The sequence below is a fragment of the Streptomyces sp. R44 genome (genome assembly GCF_041053105.1).
Classification (GTDB): Bacteria; Actinomycetota; Actinomycetes; order Streptomycetales; family Streptomycetaceae; genus Streptomyces.
Map to the genome: position 1 here is coordinate 7,614,855 of NZ_CP163444.1, position 17,976 is coordinate 7,632,830.

The following is a 17,976-nucleotide window of genomic DNA, read 5'->3' on the forward strand; positions in this document are numbered from 1 at the left end:
TGACGGATCTCCGGATCTCCGGATGCCGGGCGGCGACGGTGTCGGGTCGATCGCCCTGCGCGCCACGCTGGAGGGGCCGGGAACGTCACGGTGCTCATGCTGACCCTTTGGTGACCCCTGGCCGCGTGGCGCGGGAGGCGTGGATGACCGGCGACCGCTTCGGCGAGGTCAAGGGCTACGACGGCGACCGCCTCGACGCGACGGAGGTCCCGGCGACCCAGCTGAAGGCCCGGGGGCGGGTGCGCTGACCTGGGTTTTTCTCCTCGTGGTCGATGGCTGCTCAGGCATGGGCGCCTTCGCCCTGTGCCAGGTGGTCCCCTCCACCCCGTCCTCCTCTTCGGCCGCAGTGAGTCTCGAGCGACCTGCCACGAACGCGCCGATCACGGCGGCGGTGGGCCAACGGCGGTCGCGCGTAGGACTTCGGGTTCGGTGCGGTGGGGAGCGGTCGGTGTGAAGGGTTCGCTCCGATGGCCGCCGCACAGGACAAGGGGCGCGTGATCTGGGCGTTCCGTAGGCTCGTCCTATGAGGCCTGATGTCGAAGTGTTCCTCTGTCGTCTCGCCCGGGAGTTCAGGCCTCGGGTGGAGCAGTCGGCCGATGAACTGCTGCAGGTCATGCGCAGGGAGCTCCCCGAACTGTCGGAGCACGAGGACCTGGCAAAACTGGCGGTGGAGGAGGGCGTCGCACACGTCTCCACGTTCCTGGACGTGCTGGAGCGGCGTCTCGACGTCGCTGATGTGGAGGCGCCGGAGGTTGCCCTGGAGGTCGGCCGCCAGCTTGCACGGCGTGGCGTATCGATCAGCGACTCCCTGCGCACGTACCGACTCGGCCATCTGAGCCTCCTGCAGCAGCTGCAGGAGGAAGCCGCCCGCCTCTCCAGCGACTGGGAGTTGATCAGCGCCGCGACGATCAAGCTGGTCTCCACGGCATTCGAGTACGTGGACCGTGCTTCCGAGCAGATCGTGGCCGTGTACCAGAGGGAGCGTGACCTGCTGCTGCAGCGGCGCCTGATCCTTGCCAACGAGGCGAGCAAGCGGATCGGGACGACGCTGGACACTGTTCGTACGGCCGAAGAACTGGCTGAGGTCGGCACAGACGGGTTCGCCGACGTCGTCACCGTCGATCTGCTCTGTTCCGTTCTTCACGAGGAGGACAGGCGACCGGCGCAGGGCGCACAGGAGCTCCGGCGCATCGCCCACCGGTCGGCGCTCGACGGCCTCCCCGTCTCCGTGGTCGGTGCGGACGAGGTCTTCACCTACCCCACGGGGTCGGAACCGGCCCGCGCACTGGCCACGGGACAGGCCCTCCTGCACCGCACTCCGGTGCCGGGCGCCCCCGCACGGCAGGAGTCACGGGCTCCCGTGCCCGTCCCCGACGGCGGCTCCCCGTTGTCGCTGCCGTTGCGGGCTCGCGGGACCACGCTGGGCCTCACCCAGTTCCTCCGCCGCCGGTCAGCTCCCCCCCTCGACGAGGACGACCTGATCCTGGCCCAGGAGATCGCGGACAGGGCCGCGGTGTCCATCGACAATGCCCGCCGGTACGCCCATGAGCGGGACACGGCCCTCGCGCTCCAGCGCAGCCTGCTGCCCCGGGGCCCTTCACGCCGCGGCCACGATGGGGCGGCTGCGGACGGCTGTCCGTGCCTTCGCGGACATCGACCTGATGCCCGACGAACTGCTCACGCACCTGGACGACGTGGTCATCCGTCTCGGCCGCGAGGAGGAGCGGCATGCCGGAGAGACCAGCGCCACCTGTCTGTACGCGATCTACGACCCCGTTTCGCGGCTGTGCTCGGTGGCCAGCGCAGGCCACCCACTGCCGGCGGTGGCGCAGCCTTCGAGCCCCGGCGGCGACGGTCCGGCTTCCCGGTCGGTGGACTTCCTGGACGTGTCGGTCGGCCCCCCGCTGGGGCTGGGGGGCTTCCCCTTCGAGACGGCACAGTGCGAACTGGCAGAGGGCAGCCTGCTCGCCTTGTACACCGATGGCCTCGTCGCGCATTCCGGCCGCGACGTGGATTCCTCCCTGACGATGCTGCGCGACGTCCTCGGCCAGGGGTCCGATTCGCCGGAGGAGCTATGCGACCAGCTCCTGGCCACGCTGCTCCCCACTCGTCCGGCCGATGACGTGGCCCTTCTCGTGGCGCGTACCCGGGCGCTCGACCACGACCACGTCGCCGTCCTGGACCTTCCTTCCGACCCCGCGGCCGTGTCCGGGGCGCGTCGTTTCACCTCCGACAAGCTGGCCGACTGGGGTCTGGATGAGCTGTCCTTCTCCACGGAGCTGGTGGTCAGCGAGCTGGTGACGAACGCCATCCGATACGGCAGGAGCCCCGTCCAGCTGCGGCTGATCCTTCAGGACACCCTGACGTGCGAGGTCTCGGACGCCAGCAGCACCGCTCCCCACATGCGCCGCGCGCGGACCTTCGACGAGGGCGGGCGCGGCCTGCTGCTGGTCGCGCAGTTCGCCGGGCGCTGGGGCGCCCGGTACCACCGCGAGGGGAAGGTGATCTGGGCGGAACAAGCCCTTCCTTCCGGGTCGCAGTAGCGTCCCTGCCCGTGCGGTGACGACTTCATGTCCTCACTGCGCGGTGTGCGACAAGCGAGCTACCCGCTCGACAACCTCCTCGTCGACGAGGACGCCCGGGCGACGGCCGTGCTCGGCGACCCCCTGTCCGACCTCGGCCGGATGGTCGTCTACAACCGGCTCGGCGAGATCGCCGGCGACGACGTCGGCGTCAGCACCGTCGCGGGCGCCCCCGGCCACCTCACCGAGACCGAGACGATCGAGCGGTACGCCGCGGGCAGCGGCCGGGACCTCTCCCGCTTCGGCTTCCACCTGGGCCTGGCCGCGTTCCAGCTCGCCGTGATCGTCGAGGGCGTCCACTACCGCCATCCCAACGGACAGACGGACGGGGAGGGCGGCGGACCGAGGCCCGCAGGCGCGGTCTGTGGAACCTCTTCCTCCCGGAGGCGGAGGGCGCGGGCCTGACGAACCCGGACGCCGAGCGGGCCGTGGAGCCGATGTGCGCCCGCGCCGAGGAGCGCGTCGCCTTCGGCCGGCCGATCTCGGAACAGGGCGTCATCCGTGACTGGATCGCCGAATCCCGGGTGCGCATCGAGCAGTTGAGGCTGCTCGTACTCAAGACCGCGTGGCTCATGGACAGCGTCGGCAACAAGGGCGCGCACGCCGAGATCCAGGCGATCAAGATCGCCACCCCGTCGACGGTGCAGTGGATCCTCGACAAGGCGATCCAGGTGAGACGTCAACATGAGGTTCCCCAGGAATCAGCCGGTTGAACGGCCGTGAGGGGGAGTGCAGAGTGAACGCGACCTCAACGTGGCTTCGTCCCTCGGCGGATGTTGCGTACACCTCACCCGTGGATGCTGTTCAAGGAGAGCCCGAGGCGGTCAAGCTGAGCGGCGTGCTCCGGTTCTTGGTGAGCGCACCTCTGATCGAGTTGAGAACACGCCGTTGACGGCCAGAGCAGCGAACGGAGAACACTCGTGATTGTCGGAGTCCTCAAGGAAGCGCGGGCAGGTGAGAGTCGCGTTTCGGCCACACCGGCCACTGTCGAGCAGATCCGCAAGCTGGGGTACGAGGTGGTCGTCGACTCCGGCGCGGGTGTCGCGGCCGGCTTCACCGACGGCGCCTATGAGGCTGCCGGTGCGACCGTCGGCGACGCGGCGGCGGCGGACGTGGTCCTCGGGGTCAACGCCCCGAGTCCCGCTCAGCTGGACGGGGTACGGCCGGAGGCGACGGTGATCGCGCTGTTCGCCCCGGCGTTCGACCCGGTGATGGTCGAGGAGCTGGGCCGGCGGCCGTTCACGGCGCTGTCGATGGACGCCGTGCCGCGTATCAGCCGGGCGCAGTCGATGGATGTGCTGTCGTCGATGGCGAACATCGCCGGTTATCGGGCGGTGGTGGAGGCGGCGCACACCTTCGGGCGGTTCTTCACCGGTCAGGTGACGGCGGCAGGCAAGGTGCCGCCGGCGAGGGTGCTGGTCGCGGGTGCCGGTGTCGCGGGTCTGGCGGCGATCGGTGCGGCGGGCTCGCTCGGCGCGATCGTACGGGCGACCGACCCGCGGCCCGAGGTGGCCGACCAGGTCCGCTCCCTGGGCGGCGAGTACCTGTCGATCGAGTCCGCCGAGGTCGAGGTCTCGAAGACGGGTTACGCCAAGGAGATGGGCGACGACTACAAGGCCCGCGAGGTCGAGCTGTATGCCGCGCAGTGCCGTGAGGTCGACATCGTCATCACCACCGCGCTGATCCCCGGGCGTCCCGCGCCGACGCTGATCACCGCGGAGATGGTGGCGAGCATGAAGCCGGGTTCGGTGATCGTCGACATGGCGGCCGCCAACGGCGGCAACGTCGTCGGCACCGTGAAGGGCGAGAAGACCGTCACCGACAACGGTGTGACGATCATCGGCTACACCGATCTGGCCGGCCGGCTGCCGGCGCAGGCCTCGCAGCTGTACGGCACGAACCTCGTGAACCTTTTGAAGCTGATGACGCCCGGCAAGGACGCGCAGCTGGTCCTGGACTGGGACGACCCGGTGCAGCGGTCGATCACCGTCGTGCGCGAGGGGGAGTCGGCGTGGCCGCCTCCGCCGGTGCAGGTCTCGGCGGCCCCGGCCCCCGCGGCGGCGGCGGAGGTGAAGCCTTCGCCGGTGAAGGTGCCGATGACGGCGAGGCAGAGGTTCGGCGGTGTGGCCGTCGGCGCGCTGGCGCTGTTCCTGGCGGCCGGGTTCGCGCCGGCGGCGCTGCTGCCCCACGTGACGGTCTTCGTGCTGGCGATCGTGATCGGCTACTACGTGATCGGCCATGTCCACCACGCCCTGCACACACCGCTCATGTCGGTGACGAACGCGATCTCCGGGATCATCGTGGTCGGTGCCCTCCTGCAGATCGGGCATGCGAGCACGGCGGTCACGGTGCTGTCGTCCGTGGCGATCCTTCTGGCCAGTATCAATGTCTTCGGCGGCTTCGCGGTGACGCGTCGCATGCTCGCCATGTTCAACCGGAGCTGACATGTCTGCGACCATCGCCGCTCAGGCGGCCTACCTCGTTGCCGCGCTGCTGTTCATCCTCGCGCTGGCAGGACTCTCCAAGCACGAGTCCGCGCGGCTCGGCAACGCCTTCGGCATGCTCGGCATGGGCGTCGCGCTCGTCGCGACGGTCGTGCTCGCGGTCGACGGCGACATCAGCACCGCGGGCCTGGGCCTGATGGCCGTCGCGATGCTGACCGGCGCGCTGATCGGGCTGCAGCGGGCCCGCGGCGTCGAGATGACCGGCATGCCCGAGCTGATCGCGCTGCTGCACTCCTTCGTGGGTCTGGCGGCCGTCCTGGTCAGCTGGAACGGCTACCTCAACGTCGAACACGACCCCGACGGCCACGAGGCCCAGGCCCTCGACGCGCTCGGCACGCTGGGCATCCACCACGCCGAGGTGTTCATCGGCCTGTTCATCGGCGCGGTCACCTTCACCGGCTCCATCGTCGCCTACCTCAAGCTCTCCGCGAAGATCAGCTCCACACCACTGGTGCTGCCGGGCAAGAACGTACTGAACCTCGGCTCGCTGGCCCTGTTCGTCGCCCTGACCGTGTGGTTCGTGATCACGCCCGCCCTGTGGCTCCTGATCAGCGTGACCGTCCTGGCGCTCGCACTGGGCTGGCACCTGGTGGCCTCGATCGGCGGCGGCGACATGCCGGTCGTCGTCTCGATGCTCAACAGCTACTCCGGCTGGGCCGCCGCGGCCTCCGGCTTCCTCCTCGGCAACGACCTCCTCATCGTCACCGGCGCGCTGGTCGGCTCCTCCGGCGCCTACCTGTCGTACATCATGTGCAAGGCGATGAACCGCTCCTTCCTGTCCGTGATCGCCGGCGGCTTCGGCATCGAGGCGCCGTCGGGCTCGGACGTCGACTACGGCGAGCACCAGGAGATCACCGCCCAGGCCGCCGCCGAACTCCTCGGCGCCGCCCGCTCGGTGGTCATCACCCCCGGCTACGGCATGGCCGTCGCCCAGGCCCAGTACCCGGTCGCCGAACTCACCTCCAAGCTGCGCGCCAAGGGCGTCGACGTACGCTTCGGCATCCACCCGGTCGCCGGCCGCCTGCCCGGCCACATGAACGTCCTGCTGGCCGAGGCGAAGGTGCCGTACGACATCGTCCTGGAGATGGACGAGATCAACGAGGACTTCGCCGACACCGACGTCGTCCTCGTCATCGGCGCCAACGACACCGTCAACCCGGCCGGCGCCGAGGACCCCAACAGCCCGCTCGCCGGCATGCCCGTCCTCACGGTCTGGGAGGCGAACCAGGTCATCGTCTTCAAGCGCTCGATGGCCTCCGGCTACGCGGGCGTGCAGAACCCGCTCTTCTTCCGCGACAACACCTCGATGCTCTTCGGCGACGCGAAGGCCCGGGTCGAGGACATCGTCGGCGCCCTCTGACCCACGGAGCGGGCACCGGCTTTCCCACACGACTGCCGGACGACGGCGATCAGCATCAGCGGGTTCCTGCCGCTGATGCTGGTCGCCGTCCTGCCCGCGCGTCCGTGGATCGGGCATGTGGCGGTCGTCGTGCGCGAGGACACTCCGGGCGACAAGCGTCTGGTCGTCTCTGTGGTGGGCGAGCCGGGAGGTGCGGAGCGGGAGGACGCAGAGAGGGACGGTGCCGGACGGGAGGGCATCGAGCGGGAAGCCGCCGGCCTGGACGTGCCGAGCTGCGGGCGCTCGTGACGCCCGTCCGCTGAGCGGACATTCACTCGGTCATTCGCACAGAACGCCCTCGGCGGAGTGCTGCCCATCCGGACCTGCGGCAGCGCACCGGCGTTCTTCTTCGTCCACCCGGCCGACGGACCGAGCTGGTGCGGGCTGGTCCTGCGGAGGGGCGCCGGCGATCGTCGCGGAGGAAGGGGAACCGGCGGACTTCTCTCCCGCCGCCCTGTGGCAGCCGCCTCTCACGCCGCTGGCCTCCGTCGCCCACCTTCCCTGCCGGCACTCGGACATGGCGCGTCCCGACATGCCGGCACCGACCTGGGACGCCATCTCCGCATGGCTGAGCGCACGGCCGGAACGTCTCGGACCGACCTTCCTGGAAGAGGCCTGAAGGGCCTCTTCGGGCGCCACTCGGGGCCCGGTACCTGTCCCCTCAGGTGCCGGGCCCCGAGCGCTTCGCAGGGTGACCCCTAAGGGTTCCCCTCGGGAAAGTTCAGGGCTGCGTCGGGGTCCGGAACTCCCCTTCCCTGCTTACCTATTGCACTAGCTTCCTAGTGAAGGAGGCGGGAGGAATAGCCTTGATCGACTTCCATTTGGATGCTCGAAGTCGCGTTGCGCCGTATGCCCAACTGGCCCAACAGGTCCGCCGGGCGCTCCGTCTCGGCATGCTCTCCGTCGGGGATCAGTTGCCCACCGTCAAGGACGTCGTGGCCAAGGTCGCGATCAATCCCAACACGGTCCTCAAGGCGTACCGCGAGCTCGAACACGAGGGTCTGGTCTCGCCCCGGCCGGGAGTGGGGACCTTCGTGATCCGCACTCTCGCGGACGACTCGTTGGCGGCGCACGACCCGCTGCGGAAAGAGCTGGAGCAGTGGCTGGCCAAAGCCCAGTGGGCCGGACTTGACGAAGAGAGCATCGAAGCCCTGTTCACGACCACATTCCGGACATTCGTGAAGGTGAGGAAATGACGTTCGTCCTAGAAGCGGAGGGCCTCGGTAAGAGATACGGCCGCCACCAGGCCCTGACCGACTGCAATCTGCAGATTCCGGCCGGCCGGGTGGTCGGACTTGTCGGCCCCAACGGAGTGGGCAAGTCCACCCTCCTCGGGTTGGCCTGCGGGCTGATCCAGCCGACCGAGGGGACCATAAAGGTGCTCGGCAACCGGCCTGGCGCCAGCGCGGAACAGTTGGCGCGCGTGGGCTTCGTCGCTCAGGACACCCCCGTCTACGCGAACCTGACCGTCGCCGAGCATCTGCGGATGGGCGCCCAACTGAATCCGCGCTGGGACCAGACGCTGGCGGAGCGCCGGATCCGACAGCTCAACCTCAAGCTGGATCACAAGGCGGGAAGCCTCTCCGGCGGTCAGCGGGCCCAGCTCGCCCTGACCGTCGCAGCCGCCAAGCGTCCCGAACTGCTCATCTTCGACGAGCCGGTCGCCGCTCTGGACCCGCTGGCCCGGCGTGGGTTCATGCAGAACCTCATGGAGTTCGTGGCCGAGCTCGGGGTCAGCGTCATCCTCTCCTCGCACCTCCTCGGCGACCTGGAGCGCGTCTGCGACCACGTCATCGTCCTGGGGGAGGGGCGCGTCCAGCTGGCGGGCGAGGTCGACGACCTCGTGGCCGAGCACTACCGCCTGGTCGGGGCGCTGGGTGACCTCGACGACCTCCCCGCGGGGATCGAGGTCATCCAGGAAGGACACACGGACCGCCAGAGCACGCTGATCGTGCGTTCGGCCGAGCCGATCCCCCACTTCATCACCGAGGCCGCGCACCTCGACCTCGAAGACGTCATCCTCGCCTACATGAGCCGGTCCGCGAACGCGTCGGTGACCGGTTCGGCGCAGCAGATCAGGGAGGCCCGTCAGTGATCTGGCTGACCTGGAGGCAATTCCGTGCACAGGCGCTGACGGCCGCGGTCGCCCTGGTGGGCCTCGCGGCGTATCTGGTCTATCTGGGCACGCAGATGCGTGACTCCTACGACAAGGACGTCGCCGGATGCGCGGCCGGCGGCAACTGCGAAGCCGTCGAGAAGCTGTTCCTGAACGAGTACGAGCTGCCGGTGTTCCTGGCCAGCGTCCTGCTCATCGCCGTCCCGGCGCTCATCGGCCTCTTCTGGGGCGCGCCTCTCATCACGCGCGAACTCGAAGCCGGCACGCACCGGCTGGTCTGGAACCAGAGCATCTCGCGGACCCGCTGGCTCATCGCGAAGCTCGGCTTCGTCGCGCTGATCACCGCGATCGTGGTCGGTGTGTTCAGTCTGCTGCTCACCTGGGCCGCGAGCCCGTACGACCGCGTCCAGGGGGAGCGGTTCGATGCCATCGGGTTCATGTCCAGGAACATCACGCCCGTGGGATACGCCGTCTTCGCCTTCGTCCTCGCCGCGACGGTCGGACTCCTCATCCGGCGCACCATGCCGGCCATGGCGATCACCCTCGCCGCCGTCGCCGCGATCCAGATGATCGTGCCGTTCGGGATCCGGCCGCACCTTCAGGAGCCCGTCTCCGCCACGGTGGCGCTGACCGCCGACACCCAGTTCAAGGCCTTCCGGGACGAGGGCGACGCGGTCCAGATCCTGGGCTACAACATTCCCGGCGCCTGGATGCTGGACAAGACGCACACGCTGTACGACGCGAACGGCAAGGCGTACAGCGAGAAGAGCTTCGAGAGCTGCTTCTCCGTCGACATGGACAAGATGAAGGAGTGCGTGGCCAAGAGGAACCTGCACGTCGAGGTGTCCTACCAGCCGGCCGACCGCTACTGGCGATTCCAGTGGATCGAGGCCGGGGGATACCTCGTGCTCACCGCACTGCTGGTGGCCTTCTGCGTCACGCGGATCCGCCGGCCGCTGCTCTGAGCGACCCGACTGCGCGATAGTCACTCGAGGCGGCCTCGGTCCCTCCCGGGTCAGGAGGGACCGCTCCGGGGTCGTGTGCTCGGGGCTACCGCTTGTGACCGTGCTGCACGTCCAGGCAGAGCGCCCAGACGTCGGAGTAACTGCCCTGGGAGGGGGAGCTCCCGCTGTGGGTGGCGGCCGTCCAGTACGACGGGTTGGCGTCCCCGTCGCCGACCGGGGTTCCGGCGGCGTCGCTGGGGAAGCTGCCGTTGAGGTGAGGGCCGCCCGAGGTCGCCTTGCTGAAGTCGGTCGTGGTCACGTTCCCGCCGCTGATCGCGGCGCCGCCGCTGACCAGCCGACCTTCCTCGCGGGAGCAGCCGGTTGTCGCCGTCTGTCCCGTGGAGGCCGTGTTCGGGCCGCTGACCTCGGTGAAGTGGACCGTGGTGGAGACGTGCTTGAGGTCGATGTCGGCCGTGCTGCAGATCGCGTAGGCGTACGTCATGTTGTCCGCCCCGCGTCCGCCGCCGATCCCGCCGACCGCCGTCCAGGAGTCGGGGTCGCGTTCGCCGTCACCCGCCGCGATCGAGCCGAAGTGGTGCGCGGCGTCGTCGAAGGTGGGGAAGCCGGCGATCGGCTTGAGGCTGCCGACACTGGCCGGGGTGGTGCGGGCGCCGCCGCCGATCAGGACGGTGCCGCCCGGGCAGGTCGCCGTCACGAGCTTGGACGACAGCCCGGTGGTGGGGCCGTTGGCCTTGTTCATGACCACCTGGGTGTGTCTGATCAGGTTGGACTGCAGACAGAGCGCGTACGGGGTGGTGGAGAAGGCGTCGCTGCTGCGGCTGCCGCTTCCGCCGAACGCCATCCAGTGCGTGGGGTCGGTGCCGACGACCCCAGGGGTGTCGACGTACTCGGTGGCGCCGTCGGCACTGGGCGCCATGCCCATCACGTGGTTGCCGTTGGACATCTCGTCGTTGCCGATGGCCTGGTCGGCCCCGCCGCCGGAGACGAGGCCGTCGGGGAAGTCGGCGTGCGAGGAGACCCCGGTGAACGGGGTCGCGGGGCCCATGGTGGCCCCGGGGGTGACGACCGTGACGTCCACGGTCTTGGCGTACGCGGCTCCCGGCACCGCGACGGTCAGCAGGGCGGCCAGGATCAGGGCCTTGCCCGTGGCGGAGCCCCGCCGGATGGTCGTGCTCATCGGATTCTCTCTCCTGTGCTCGTGTGCTCGTGTGCTCGTGTGGAGGGTCGGCTGTCGGGAACGGCTGTCTCAGACGCCGTCGTTGGCGCACAGGGCCCAGGCGTCGGTGGACGTGCCGGGGGAGGACTGGCCTCCGGTGTGCGCGGAGGCCGTCCAGTACGCCGCCGTGGTGGTCCCGTCGCCGACCGCGGCGCCGCCGGAGGTGCTGGGGAAGCTTCCGTTGAGGTGGTCGCCGCCCGCACGGCGATCAGGGACCGGAGATCCCGTGGGAGCGCGGTGCCGTGGAGGGGAGGGCCCATCCAGGAGTGCCCACCACGCCTTCCGGGCCTTGCGGCTGAGGCCCTCATGTCAGTGAAGCCGTGGGGAGGTGGGTGAGACGACTGTTCGGGAACCCGGAAAACCACCCGCTCGCGCCGCCCTGGACTGGGTGATCAACCAGCGCGACGGCGTCCGCGGAACTCCTGGGGGCGTGGGCACGCCGACCCTTTCGCCGCATTGTTGACGGATCGCCAGCTCTCATCCCGGGGGAACGGGGTGCGATGCCGTACCTTCTCCCCGGTCGGCAGCTGATCGTTCCAAGGAGATCGCCCGTGCAGGAACGTGCTCCTCGACGTGCCCGGAACCGGTGGCTCTCCGAGCGGCGTCGGTCGGCGGTGAGTGGGGCGCTCGCGGTCGGGACCGCTTGGCTCCTTGTCGGCATCGACGGCAGTGGGATGCGGACGTCGGCGGCGGATGTGGGTGTCCTCGTACTCCTGGCCTACCTGCTTCCGTACCTCCTGCTCACCTCGGTCGCGTTCTCGACCGCGTCCCCGGAGCGGGTACGCAACTGGGCCCGGCGCAGCGAGCGCGGGACCGTGCTCCAGCGGTACGTCCTCGGTACGGCGCCCGGGCCGGGGGTCTCCCTCTTCATCGCGACCGGTGCCTTCGTCGTCGCGGTGGTCTGGTTCCCCGGCCACATCGACTCGGCACTGCCCAGACCGGCCCGCGGAGTGGTGGCCCTCGTCCTGGTGGCCGTCGCCTGGATCTGGGTGGTCGTCGCCTTCACCGTGGCCTTCCACGCCGACGACCTCGTCGAGGACGAGCGGGCACTGGAGTTTCCCGGCCCCGAGGAGCCCGTCTGGGGTGACTACGTGTACTTCGCCCTGTCGGTCATGACGACGTTCGGGACGACGGACGTCACCGTGCTGTCCCGGGAGATGCGCCGGACGGTGGCCGCCAACGCCGTCATCGCGTTCATCTTCAACACGATCACCGTGGCCAGCGCCGTCTCCGCGTTGAACACGGCTGCCTGACGATCGGCCGGGGACAGCCGGTGGCACCGGCTCCGTCGCGGAGCCGGTGAGGCGTGGCCGTCCGGATCCGGGAAGGTCATCTCCCCTTGGAACGTGCGGACTCGAACGCCGCCAGCGGATCGCCCTGCGTGCGCCAGGGCCAGTCGGTGACCTTTCCGCCGATGGTCTCGAAGAGCGGAGCGGCCTCGCGGCGCCTGTTGGACACGGTCAGCGCGTAGGCGAGCAGATTGAGATCGGCCAGAGTCGCGGCATGGCTGAAGAACGCCGGCTGCCCCCACGTGGCCGCTGCCCGCTCCAGGAACGCAGCCGTCTGCGGACTGTCCCAGTGGTTGCGGGCAAGCAGCGCATCCGTACCCCCACGGCCCACTATCGCGTGGTAGCGCATCACATCGGCGGTGAGCTCGACGGCGGCGCAAGGTGCGTTCGCCGGCATCCGTATCCGCACGGAGTCGACGAACTCCACCATCTGGGCAGTCGAACCCGCTTCCTCGGGGCTCAGATAGGCGAGCATGCTCAGATATGCCTCGCGATGCCATCGATCCCGCGTCAGGATCTCATTCCAGATCGCGAAGACGTCCGAGTTCGGGTAGCGCTCCAGACGCGCGACGCCCAGCATGACGAGCCAGGGCGCGGGGTCCCGCGGGTCGATCTCCGACGCCAGCAGGCACCTCTTCCATATGGAGGACGCGTCGGCCAGAACACCCGCGGTGCGGCCCTGTTCGAGCTCGGACCAGGCCTGGAGTACCAGGGCATCCGGGTTGCGGGGGTCCCGCGTCACCCATGCGGCCGGCAGGTGCGACTCCGACAGGAAACCGGCGAGGACGGACAGACGGTGCGCCCTGCGGTCGAAATCCTCGGGGCTCTCCTCCATGAATCGGGCGAGCTGCGCCACGCAGATATCCGTCGTCCCGAAGGCGCTGGACCGGCTCGTCGAAACCAGACGCTTGAGGAGCTTGCCCAGATCGGTGTCGTCGAGTTCCGGGGCAAGACGAGGACGTCTGCTGCGATTTGAAAGGAATGCCATGAACAGATACTAAGAGTGACGCAACGCAACGCAATGTTCTGACCTGGATCGTTACCGGATGCTTGCCGCAGCCTGAACGCCGGGTGGAGGGACGCCTGACCGCACCTCCGGGCCCGGTGCCGTCGGTGGTGGCGCCGAGCCCGGGGCAGGGGGCCGTTCCGGCCGGTCGTGCGGGTGCCTCACCCGTGGCGCATCAGGCGTTTGACGAGGCGGAGGCCGAGGTCGGTGAACGGTGGCTGTGCCAGGCGCAGGGTGTCCGGCCCCAGCGGCTTGTTCAGGACCGGCTTGAGGTGGGAGAAGGTGCGCCAGGAGTACGTACCGTGATAGGCGCCCATGCCGCTCGCTCCGACGCCGCCGAACGGCAGTCCCGTCGTCGCGACGTGCACGAGGCCCGCGTCGTGGACCACCGCGCCGGACGAGGTGTTCCGTTCGAACAGGCGGCGGGTGCGGCCCGAGGACGTGAAGACGTACAAGGCGAGGGGCTTGTCCCAGGCGTTGACCACCTCCACGGCCTCCTCGGCGGAGGCGACGGGGACGATCGGCAGGATCGGCCCGAAGATCTCCTCCCGCAGTACGGGGTGCGCCGCGTCCGGGCCGAGGGACGGCCGGCCGGCGCCGACGGGGACGGTCACGACCGTGGGCGCGAGGTAGCGTTCCGACCGGTCGTGTTCGCCGCCGATGACCACGTCCGCCCCGTCGAGGAGGCCGACGAGACGGTCGTACTGTCGCTCGTTGACGATGCGGCCGTAGTCCGGGCCGGTACGGGGATCGGGGCCCCACAGGTCCTTGATCGCCGCCCGCAGAGCGGCGACGAGCGCCGGGACACGGTCCGGCGTGGTCATCACGTAGTCGGGGGCGACGCACGTCTGGCCGGCGTTGGTGAACTTCGCCCAGGCCAGCCGGCGGGCGGCCCGGTGCAGGCGGGCGTCGTCGTCGAACCACACCGGGGACTTCCCGCCGAGTTCGAGCGTCACGGGTGTCAGGTGCTCCGCCGCCGCGCGCATCACGACACGACCCACCGTCCCGCTTCCGGTGAACACGATGTGGTCGAGCTTCTGCGCAAGAAGCTCGGTGGTCTCCGGCACTCCTCCCTCGACGACACGCACCACGCCGTCGGGGAAGTAGCGGGGTACGAGTCGGGTCATCAGCTCCGAGGTCGCCGGGGCCAGCTCGCTCGGCTTGAGCACCGCCGTGTTTCCCGCGGCCAGCACGCCGGCGAGTGGGGCGAGCAGGACCTGCACGGGGTAGTTCCACGCGGAGATCACGAGTACCACTCCGAGCGGCTCGGACACCAGCCGGGCGCGGGCGGGCCACAGTGCCAGGGGGACGGGACCGCGTTTCGGCCGAGCCCACCCCCGGAGTCGCCGCAAGGTGTGGTTGATCTCCGCGAGGACCACGCTGATCTCGGTCAGCTGCGCCTCCGCCCGGCCCTTGTGGAGATCGCTCCACAGAGCGGCCTCGAACGCGGCCTCGTTCTCGGTCACCATCGCGCGCAGCGCGTGCAGGGAGCGGACGCGGGCGGCCAGGGGGCGGGTCGCGCCGGAGTCGAAGAGCCGCCGCGCGTCGGCCACCGTGTCGGGGATCCGGGTGGCGGAGTGCAGGAGCCGGTCGGTTGTCGTCGTGGGCATGGAGTCACACACCTCAATACGAAACGAAAGCTTTTCGTTTACTGTAGCGGAGGGGCGCCCGTCGCGATACGAGAGAATCGCTCCATGACGAGGAGCGACGACGCCACGCTGAAGGGGCGACCGAAGGATCCGCGCGTCGACGCGGCCCTGATCGACGCGGCGATCGAGGTCCTCAAGGAGTCGGGGTGGGCCGCGTTCACCACCACGGCCGTGGCCCGGCGCGCCGGCGCCTCCACGGCCTCCCTCTACCGCCGCTGGCCCTCGAAGCAGGCACTCGCCGGCGCCGTGGCCCGGCACATCGCCCTGGACGAACTCGGCGGCGTCGACACCGGCTCCCTCGAAGGCGACCTCCGGGAGTTCCTCGTACGCAAGCAGCGCATCCTGGGCGCCTCCACCGGCCCCGCACTGCTGTCGCTGATGGGCCAGGCCGCGCACGACGCGGAGCTGCGCCGGATCCTCCACGACGACGTGTACCTGGTGGTCCGCGAGCAGCTCGACACGCTCATCGCCCAGGCCGTTCGCCGGGGCGAACTGAGCCAGGGCGTGGGGCCCGATCAGCTCGGCGTACTGACCCTGGTCCTGATCGGCACCGTCGCGGCCCGGTCGGTCTTTTTCGCCGCCCCCGCCGAGACCGCCCCCGCCGTGGCCGCCGCCGCTGAGGCCACCCCCGCCGACGCCGACGCCGACTCCGCGTCCGGCTTCATCGAGGCCGAACTCCAGCTGCTCCTCGCCGCACTGGAGCGCGTGAGTGCCCCCGGAGGCCGTCGTGAGTGACGGCGCGAGGCGCTGACCCGGTTCTCCTCCGGCCGGTCGGCCGGGCTTCGGGCGCGGTGCGCCAGGTCCTCGTAGCGGACCGGGTGCAGGAAGACGGTATGCCAAAGGGCGGGGTCGTTAGTCGCGCTCGCTGCTAGCAGGAGGTGCGGCTTCCTGTTCTGTATACCAAGATCTACGATGGCGGCCCTGCCATGAGCCTCAGGAGGTCCTATGCGCACCCGTTGGCGCGCCCGCCACGTACTCGCCCACCAGGACGGCGGTCACGTGCTGCTGCGGGACGGCGAGGTGGTGTGGGAGGACGACGTCATCGTGTACGTCGGCCCGCGCTACGACGGCCCGGTCGACGAGGACCGCGACCTCGGGCACTCCCTCGTCGTGCCGGGTCTGATCGACCTCGACGCGCTCACCGACATCGACCACCTCGTGCTCGACTCGTGGCCCGACCCCGAGCGCGGCCCCGGACTCCAGTGGTCCCTGGACTACTTCACCCACCGCCGCCACGACGTGTTCACCCCCGAGGAGCGGCACACGATCCGCGAGTACGCCCTGGTGCAACTCGCCCTGCACGGCATCACCACCTACATGCCGATCGCCTCCGAGGTCCACAGCGCCTGGGCCGAGCCGTACGAGGAACTCGTGGCCATGGCCGAGACCTCGCGGCGGCTCGGGCTGCGCGGCTACCTCGGCCCGGCCTACCGCTCCGGCGTCAACGTGGCGCTTCCCGACGGCAGTCGGGGCGTGGCGTTCGACGAGGAGCGGGGCCGCGCCGGCCTGCGCGACGCCGAACGGTTCCTCGACCACCTCGACAAGCTCGCCGACCCGCTGCTGACCGGCGTACTGCTGCCCTGCCGCATCGAGACCCTCACCGAGGAACTGCTGCGCGAGACCGCGGCCACGGCCCGTCGGCGGGACGTCCTCGTCCGCCTCCACGCCCTCCAGGGGGCCCTGGAACGAGACCTGGTGCAGGACCGGCACGGCATGACGCCCCTCGAACTGATGGACAGCACCGGTCTGTTCGGCACCCGGCTGCTCGTCCCGCACACCGTGCTCGTCGACCGGCACCCCGAGGTGCACGGCGAGGACCGGGGCGATCTGGCCGCGCTGGCCCGCGCCGACGTGTCCGTCGTCCACTGCCCGCAGACCTCCCTGCGGTACGGGGACGTCCTGCACTCCTTCGGCGCCTACCGGCAGGCAGGCATCAACATCTGCCTCGGCACCGACTCCTTCCCGCCCGACCTGATCCGCGGCATGGACCTCGGCGTCCACCTCGCCAAGGTCGCCGACGGCCGGCTGGACGCGGCACCGGTCGAGCAGTACGTCGAGGCCGCCACCCTCGGCGGAGCCCGCGCCCTGGGCCGCGCCGACCTGGGCCGGCTCCAGGCGGGTGCCCAGGCGGACCTCGTCGCCTTCGCACTCGGCGACATCCGCGACGGCGTGCAGGACGACCCCGTCCGTACGTTCCTGCTCAGCGGCACCGCACGGCAGGCCACGAACTCCGTCGTCGCCGGCCGCCCCGTCCTCGTCGACCGCGGCATCCCCGGCATCGATCTCGCCGCCCTGCAGGAGCGGGCGCAGGGCCTGTTCGAGAAGATGCGGGCCGCGTACGGCGAACGCGACATCCTGCGCCGTGACGCCGACACCCTCTTCCCGCCCACCTTCCCGCCCTTCCGGGCGGAAGCGTGACCGGTCAGGAGACCCCCGCCGCCCCTCCACCGCCCGAGCCCGCCGCCGTCTCGCACGGGGACCGCGCCGAGGTGCTCCTCCGCGCGCGCTTCCCCTCCGGCGCCTGACGCCCAGGGCGCCCGGCCGCGCGAGCGCGAGCTGTCGGACACCCTCGGCGTCTCCCGCATCCCGTCCGCGAAGCCCTCGTCGTTCCCTCGCCCCGGCGCGGGGCCGGCGTGCGCCGCCTCAGCAGGAACGGGACGGCAGCCCGCCCAGGGGGCATACCTGGGGGGCGGAGGTGAACGCGATGGACGCGAGGGTCGGCCGGGGTGGCAAGGCGCTGGTGATGTTCGGGCTGCTGCTCGCGGCCGCGGCCGCAGTGGGCTGCGGGCCGGGGGCGGAGCAGACGACCGGGACCGTACGCGGCACGGTCGTACGGCCGCCGGGGCGGGACCCGCGGTCCGGCGGAGGCGGCACGGACGGCCGGGACACGGCCCGGGTGCCGGTGAACGGGGACCCGGTGCGGGCGCGCGACGAGCACGGCCGGGTAAAGGCGAGCACGGTCAGCGCCCCGCCCGACGGCGGCTTCCGGTTCGCCCTGCCGCCCGGCGCGTACCGGATCACCGAGGACCTCTTCGGTGTCGCCGCTCACGTACGCGTACGGGCGGGCGAAACCGTGTCGGTGACGCTGACCGTTCCGTCCGTCTGAGTGACGGCCGCCCGCCCACACTCGACCGAAGGGGTGCAGTTGTCCGGCGATGGAGTGTCTGTGACGCTCCGTGTCTGGAATTCCTCACGCTCGGTGATCACGCTGCTGCTCGTCTCGAAACCACCGACCTCCCGACGAGGAGAT

General features: G+C 70.3%; 16 protein-coding genes and 3 pseudogenes. 15 read left to right on the top strand and 4 right to left on the bottom strand.

The window, feature by feature from the left end; genetic code table 11:
- Window positions 1-128: 128 nt before the first annotated feature.
- Window positions 129-248, top strand: a pseudogene (locus AB5J54_RS35365) (pirin); the annotation flags it as partial.
- Between the two features lie 32 nt (window positions 249-280).
- On the opposite strand, the gene AB5J54_RS35370 reads toward AB5J54_RS35365, so the two are convergent.
- Entirely contained in the window at window positions 281-1,144 is an 864-nt protein-coding gene (locus AB5J54_RS35370) for a hypothetical protein (protein WP_369148012.1), read from the bottom strand.
- Between the two features lie 84 nt (window positions 1,145-1,228).
- Between AB5J54_RS35370 and AB5J54_RS35375 the strand changes: the two are divergent.
- The 10 genes and pseudogenes from AB5J54_RS35375 to AB5J54_RS35420 form a co-directional block, all read left to right on the top strand.
- Window positions 1,229-1,462, top strand: a pseudogene (locus AB5J54_RS35375) (phosphatase); the annotation flags it as partial.
- A gap of 151 nt (window positions 1,463-1,613) precedes the next feature.
- Entirely contained in the window at window positions 1,614-2,543 is a 930-nt protein-coding gene (locus tag AB5J54_RS35380) for a SpoIIE family protein phosphatase (protein ID WP_369148014.1), read from the top strand.
- A 45-nt stretch (window positions 2,544-2,588) separates the two neighbouring features.
- Window positions 2,589-2,987 carry a hypothetical protein gene (locus AB5J54_RS35385; protein WP_369148015.1) on the top strand — a complete coding sequence of 133 codons (399 nt, stop codon included), beginning with the start codon at window positions 2,589-2,591 and terminating at the stop codon, window positions 2,985-2,987.
- Window positions 2,988-2,998: 11 nt separating this feature from the next.
- Window positions 2,999-3,256 (top strand): annotated as a pseudogene (locus AB5J54_RS35390) (acyl-CoA dehydrogenase family protein); the annotation flags it as partial.
- A 246-nt stretch (window positions 3,257-3,502) separates the two neighbouring features.
- Window positions 3,503-5,026 carry a Re/Si-specific NAD(P)(+) transhydrogenase subunit alpha gene (locus AB5J54_RS35395; protein ID WP_369148016.1) on the top strand — a complete coding sequence of 508 codons (1,524 nt, stop codon included), beginning with the start codon at window positions 3,503-3,505 and terminating at the stop codon, window positions 5,024-5,026.
- A gap of 1 nt (window position 5,027) precedes the next feature.
- Window positions 5,028-6,446, top strand: a complete 1,419-nt coding sequence (gene pntB, locus AB5J54_RS35400; RefSeq protein WP_369148017.1) for a Re/Si-specific NAD(P)(+) transhydrogenase subunit beta — start codon at window positions 5,028-5,030, stop codon at window positions 6,444-6,446.
- 75 nt (window positions 6,447-6,521) lie between these two features.
- The gene (locus AB5J54_RS35405; RefSeq protein ID WP_369148018.1) at window positions 6,522-6,734 is read left to right on the top strand and encodes a hypothetical protein; all 213 of its coding nucleotides are present in this window, start codon (window positions 6,522-6,524) and stop codon (window positions 6,732-6,734) included.
- Window positions 6,735-7,291: 557 nt separating this feature from the next.
- On the top strand, window positions 7,292-7,681 hold the full coding sequence (locus AB5J54_RS35410) for a GntR family transcriptional regulator (protein ID WP_369148019.1): 390 nt from the start codon (window positions 7,292-7,294) through the stop codon (window positions 7,679-7,681).
- Entirely contained in the window at window positions 7,678-8,580 is a 903-nt protein-coding gene (locus AB5J54_RS35415; protein ID WP_369148020.1) for an ABC transporter ATP-binding protein, read from the top strand. The genes AB5J54_RS35410 and AB5J54_RS35415 overlap by 4 nt, the downstream gene beginning before the upstream one ends.
- On the top strand, window positions 8,577-9,566 hold the full coding sequence (locus AB5J54_RS35420) for a transporter (RefSeq protein ID WP_369148021.1): 990 nt from the start codon (window positions 8,577-8,579) through the stop codon (window positions 9,564-9,566). Before AB5J54_RS35415 ends, AB5J54_RS35420 begins: the two co-directional genes overlap by 4 nt.
- 85 nt (window positions 9,567-9,651) lie before the next feature.
- On the opposite strand, the gene AB5J54_RS35425 is transcribed toward AB5J54_RS35420, so the two are convergent.
- Complete coding sequence (locus tag AB5J54_RS35425; protein WP_369148022.1) at window positions 9,652-10,743, bottom strand: hypothetical protein; 1,092 nt, start codon at window positions 10,741-10,743, stop codon at window positions 9,652-9,654.
- A 713-nt stretch (window positions 10,744-11,456) separates the two neighbouring features.
- Here AB5J54_RS35425 and AB5J54_RS35430 point away from each other — a divergent pair.
- The gene (locus AB5J54_RS35430; protein ID WP_369148023.1) at window positions 11,457-12,035 is read left to right on the top strand and encodes a DUF1345 domain-containing protein; all 579 of its coding nucleotides are present in this window, start codon (window positions 11,457-11,459) and stop codon (window positions 12,033-12,035) included.
- Between the two features lie 76 nt (window positions 12,036-12,111).
- On the opposite strand, the gene AB5J54_RS35435 is transcribed toward AB5J54_RS35430, so the two are convergent.
- Together AB5J54_RS35435 and AB5J54_RS35440 are read right to left on the bottom strand one after the other, a co-directional pair.
- On the bottom strand, window positions 12,112-13,059 hold the full coding sequence (locus AB5J54_RS35435; RefSeq protein ID WP_369148024.1) for a hypothetical protein: 948 nt from the start codon (window positions 13,057-13,059) through the stop codon (window positions 12,112-12,114).
- A gap of 179 nt (window positions 13,060-13,238) precedes the next feature.
- Window positions 13,239-14,687: an aldehyde dehydrogenase family protein gene (locus tag AB5J54_RS35440; protein ID WP_369148025.1), complete on the bottom strand. Its 1,449-nt coding sequence runs from the start codon at window positions 14,685-14,687 to the stop codon at window positions 13,239-13,241.
- Between the two features lie 84 nt (window positions 14,688-14,771).
- On the opposite strand from AB5J54_RS35440, the gene AB5J54_RS35445 reads away from it, so the two are divergent.
- From AB5J54_RS35445 to AB5J54_RS35455, 3 genes are all read left to right on the top strand, one after another.
- Window positions 14,772-15,461 carry a TetR/AcrR family transcriptional regulator gene (locus AB5J54_RS35445; protein ID WP_369148026.1) on the top strand — a complete coding sequence of 230 codons (690 nt, stop codon included), beginning with the start codon at window positions 14,772-14,774 and terminating at the stop codon, window positions 15,459-15,461.
- Window positions 15,462-15,671: 210 nt separating this feature from the next.
- Window positions 15,672-17,144: a chlorohydrolase family protein gene (locus AB5J54_RS35450; protein ID WP_369148027.1), complete on the top strand. Its 1,473-nt coding sequence runs from the start codon at window positions 15,672-15,674 to the stop codon at window positions 17,142-17,144.
- Between the two features lie 286 nt (window positions 17,145-17,430).
- A complete protein-coding gene (locus AB5J54_RS35455; RefSeq protein WP_369148028.1) occupies window positions 17,431-17,832 on the top strand; it encodes a hypothetical protein in 402 nt (133 codons plus the stop codon).
- Window positions 17,833-17,976: the final 144 nt, after the last annotated feature.